Raw genomic sequence first — 4,773 nt, forward strand, 5'->3', positions numbered from 1 at the left:
TTATCGAATATACAAGTAGAGGATGTAAAACTGGGATCGTCCATCGCAACTTACGATCCTGATCCATTGACCCTGACAAATTTCCAGAAACAACAGGTTATTTATGTAACTTGTTTCGGTCGTATAGAAAGGTGGCTCATCACTGCTTTTATTGATTCGGGCGAAACTGCTGGAACAGATATTACAGGTGAAGTGAATGCTTGGGCTAAATTGGCTTATTTAAACGGAAATATCCCTTCCGGAAAAACAGGTACTCCTTATTTTGAAATTAAGGAAGCCCGTGCGACAACCTGGACGAAAGTGACGGCAGTGGTTAGCGGTAAAACTTTTACAGCGAAAGCAACGGGCCTGAAACCTCAGACTACTTATTCGGTACGTGGTGTAGTCGGAGAAGAGCAAGGGACTGAGGTGTCTTTTACAACCGAAGCTGCCGAGCAGGTTCCTTATAGTAATTTCGATCTGTGGTATAAAAATGGAAAGGCATGGTATACTGGCGTAGAAGGTATTTCTACTTGGGATTCCGGGAATGGAGGAGGGGCCAGTTTTGGTTTTAATCCGACATCGGAAGAGACAAGTGATGTGATAAAAGGATCGGCAGCAAAACTCGCTTCTTGTTATGCTGCGGTTAAGTTTGCGGCAGGAAGTCTTTATACCGGTAAATTTGCCGGTTTAGATGGTTTTAATGCAAAACTGGATTTCGGAATACCGTACACTTGCCGGCCTACCCGGTTGACCGGTTATTATAAATATAATTCAGGAACAGTAGATAAGGTTCCTGATAATGGTAAGTTTGATTTTATAAAAAATAAAACCGACAGTTGCCACATTTATGTGGCCTTATGCGATTGGACAGAAGCTTTTCATGCCAACTCAAAGACAGAAACTTTTGTAGATTATAGTGCTGATAATTCATCCATTATAGCCTATGGAGAGCTCAAAAATGATCGTAAGATGTCTGCTTATGAGAAGTTTACGATCGATATCCAGTATCGCGATCTGACCCGGAAACCTACTTATATTGTGATTGTGGCTACTTCCAGCAAGTATGGAGATTATTTTGCCGGAAGTACAACTAGTGTGTTGTTATTGGACGAATTTGAGTTGAGTTTTGATTAATAAAACTTGTTTTTTCAGGGGAGTGTTGTAAATTTACTGCGTTAACCTGAAGATGATGATTTTGATAGATAGGATAAAAAGAAACCCTTGCCGGACATTTTGGTTCTTAGGTGGGGGCCTTTTTTTGATTTTTATAATCTGGTATAATATACTGCCGGTCCCCTTGTTTCAGGACCCTTATGCTACGGTGTTGCTCGACCGGGAAGGGCAGGTTATGGGTATGAAGGTGGCGGATGATGGGCAGATGCGTTTTGAAGAGGTTCAGGATTTGCCTCCCCGCTATGTTATTTCTGTTTTGTTTTTCGAAGACCGGTATTTTTTAGCCCATCAGGGGGTGAATTGGTGGGCTTTGTGCCGGGCATTAGTGCAGAATATACGGGCCGGTCAGGTGGTCAGTGGGGGAAGTACGCTTTCGATGCAGGTGGTGCGTTTGGCTTTGGGAAATCCGCCCCGTACCGTTCCTGAAAAGATAAGGGAGATTTTCCTGACACTACGGATGGAGCAGAGTTATTCTAAAAAACAGATTTTGGAGATGTATGCTTCACACGCTCCTTTTGGGGGGAATGTAGTCGGCATACGGGCGGCTGCGCTGAAATATTTTAACCGCCGGCCCGAACAACTGAGCTGGGCCGAAGCTGCTTTACTGGCGGTGTTACCTAATGCACCGGCATTGCTTTATCCCGGAAAGAACAATACTTTACTGAAACAAAAAAGAGACGGGCTGTTGGCCAAATTATACCGGGAAGGGGTGATGTCCGAAGATTCGTACCACCTGGCCTTGGCTGAGCCCTTGCCGGAAAAAAAGTTCGATATCCCTATTGTGGCACCCCATCTGTTGGCTAAGGCTTATCGGGAAAAAAAAGGAAAAGTGTGCCCGACATATATCGACGGACGCTTGCAGAAAAAGATCAATGAGATCGTAGAACGGCATACTGCTTTACTGAGCCAGAATTATATCTATAACATGGCTGTGTTGGTGGCTCATGTCCCGACCGGAGAAGTCAGGGCCTATGTCGGGAATAGTGCTCCCCGGAAGGGTAGCCGGGGAAATGACGTGGATATTGTCCAGGCCGTTCGGAGTTCGGGAAGTATTCTCAAACCGGCTTTATATGCTTGTATGTTACAGAGTGGGTTTATTTTACCCGGGACCTTAGTGCCCGATATCCCTTCCCGTTTCGGAAGTTATTCTCCTTCGAATTTTAACCGTGATTTTAAGGGCGTCGTACCGGCCAGACAGGCTTTGGCTCAATCCTTGAATATTCCTTTTGTACGCTTACTCAAAGATTATTCATATGCCCGTTTTTACGATGATCTGAAACAATTGGGAATTCGTTCTTTAAACCGCGACGCCGATCATTATGGACTGAGTCTGATTTTGGGTGGTGCCGAAACGTCACTTTGGGATATTTGTAATTTGTATGGAGGAATGAGTGCTGTATTGAATCATTATAATGACAGGGACGGACAATATTTTGACGGGGAATATTCCCGTTTGAAGGTTTGGGAGGAGTATAGCGGAGCAGAAGGACAAGATGAAGAAGAGAAAAAAATTAGTGCGGATCGGAGTGTATTGAAAGCTTCGGCGATCTGGCAGACCATGAAAGCTTTGGAGGAGGTGGAACGGCCGGAAATGGAATCGGGGTGGAAAAATTTTATCTCGGCGATGAATCTGGCTTGGAAAACGGGAACTAGTTTTGGCTTCCGGGATGCTTGGGCAGTGGGAGTGAATCCCGAGTATGTGATCGGCGTTTGGGTTGGGAATGCCGACGGGGAAGGACGTCCGGGTTTGGTAGGGGTGAGAGCTGCGGCTCCGGTACTCTTTGAGGTCGCTGGTCTTTTGCCTGTGAATCGGCATTTCTACGAACCGGCCGAGGAGATGAAAGAGGTGGTCGTATGTCATCGGAGTGGTTACCGGGCTTCGGCCTATTGTGAGGAGACCGATACCATCCGGGTTTGTGCTGCCGGAAGCAGGACACAGGTGTGTCCTTACCACCGCTTGGTAAATCTCGATGCTACCGGAAAATGGCAGGTGACTTCGGATTGTGAGTCGGTATACCGGATCAGGATACAGCCCTGGTTTGTGCTTCCACCAGTGCAGGAATGGTACTATTGCCGGACTCATACCGGATATCGCAGATTACCGCCTTATCGTCCGGATTGTCACCCTCAGGGGGAAGAGATGATGGAAATGATTTATCCCCAACGGGGAACCCGGGTTTTTATTCCCAGGGATTTCGGAGGAAAACCCGGACGTGTGGTTCTCGAAGCCGTGCATCGATCGGTTAAAGCCCGGATTTATTGGTATGTCGACGAGCAGTTTTTGGGTGTAACCCACTCCATCCATCAGCAAGAAGTATGGCTGAAAGAAGGTCGCCATACCTTGACGTTGATGGATGAAGAAGGCCATATTTTACAACAGGTATTCCGGGTGGTAGGGAAGGAAGTTCCGGGCGATGGTTAGAAATCACCCGATCCGGTTAATTCAGGCTGAGTTTAATGCCGGCGAACCAGCTACGGGGAAGGCCCGGCCCGTAAATATATCCGGCATCCCGGAATTCTCCCCGATCGAAATCTTTCTGGTAGCTTTGAAAAATGTTCTGGACACCACAATTGAGTTGAAGAACATAGTTTCCACTGATGGTAAAATCGTAATTCAATTTAATATTGGCATCAAAGAAATCTCCGCTTTTTTCCAGTTTGTCTTTTTCGATATATCCGGCCATGTGAGGAACATACATACTTCCTGTATAAGTGCCTGAAGCGGATATACCGAATTTTTTGAAAGGAGAAGTAAAAAACGTGAAATAGCCATACCGGTTGGGAGAACGTAACATTTCACGGGTTTTCTTTGTATCCGGATCGTCACTCCAGGATTGAGGACGATTGTATTTATTCTGCTGGAGAGATATCCCCAATTGGATTTGTACATCCCGGTGAGGGATAATTTTTCCTTCGAGATTGATACCTTTTACTTTGGCACCCGAACCATTACGGCGTTCGAGTATTTTGTTGCCTTCTTCGTCGTAACCGATAGGGCTGACTACAAAAATATGCTTCAATTTGGTATAATATGCTTCAATCAACAGATTGGTTTGTACTCGTCCGAAAGAATGATAAATATCGGCTGAGACGCTATAACTTCCCGACTTTTCGGTTTTTAGATTCGGATCCGATTGGATTAGCGACACTTCTCCCCCGACGGCGGTCACGTGTAGATCTTCATCATAGGTTTGAGGTGCCCGGAAGCCGGCCGAATAACTGGCTCTGAGGCTGATGGCTTTCAAGGGATTGTAGCGCAGGTTGATACGAGGGCTGAAAATGATATGATCGATGAAACTGTTTTTGTCCAGCCGGCCTCCTAGCAGGAAGCTGAATTGCTCTGTTTTCCACTCGTTTTGGAGAAAAAAGCTGTAGATATCAACTTTTTGATCGATGGAACGGTGATACCCCAGCATTTTATCGGCCAGTTTGTTATATACATATTCGCTGCCGGTTGTCAATACTGCCGGCATAAAAAGGAGACGATTGAAATTGTATGAGTATTGAATTCCTGCAATAGCGGTCAGGTCATTTGTCTTGCCATAGGCTTTGGGATCTTTACCTGCTCCGTAATAAGATTGACGGGCAGTGTGTTGGACAGAGGAATACAGATTGAGT

3 protein-coding genes are annotated in these 4,773 nt (G+C 45.8%); 2 read left to right on the forward strand and 1 reads right to left on the reverse strand.

Annotated features, from left to right (window positions below):
• The coding region (locus tag WS34_RS14130; protein WP_046405621.1) for a PCMD domain-containing protein at window positions 1-1,116 on the forward strand (1,116 nt) is incomplete at its 5' end.
• A gap of 124 nt (window positions 1,117-1,240) precedes the next feature.
• Window positions 1,241-3,577, forward strand: a complete 2,337-nt coding sequence (gene pbpC, locus WS34_RS14135; RefSeq protein ID WP_286693816.1) for a penicillin-binding protein 1C — start codon at window positions 1,241-1,243, stop codon at window positions 3,575-3,577.
• A 16-nt stretch (window positions 3,578-3,593) separates the two neighbouring features.
• Here the strand turns inward: pbpC and WS34_RS14140 are convergent.
• Window positions 3,594-4,773, reverse strand: a 1,180-nt coding sequence (locus WS34_RS14140) for a TonB-dependent receptor plug domain-containing protein (protein WP_046405625.1), incomplete at its 5' end; no start/stop codon positions are given.

The sequence above is a fragment of the Odoribacter sp. N15.MGS-14 genome (genome assembly GCF_000980245.1).
Lineage (GTDB): Bacteria > Bacteroidota > Bacteroidia > Bacteroidales > Marinifilaceae > Odoribacter > Odoribacter splanchnicus.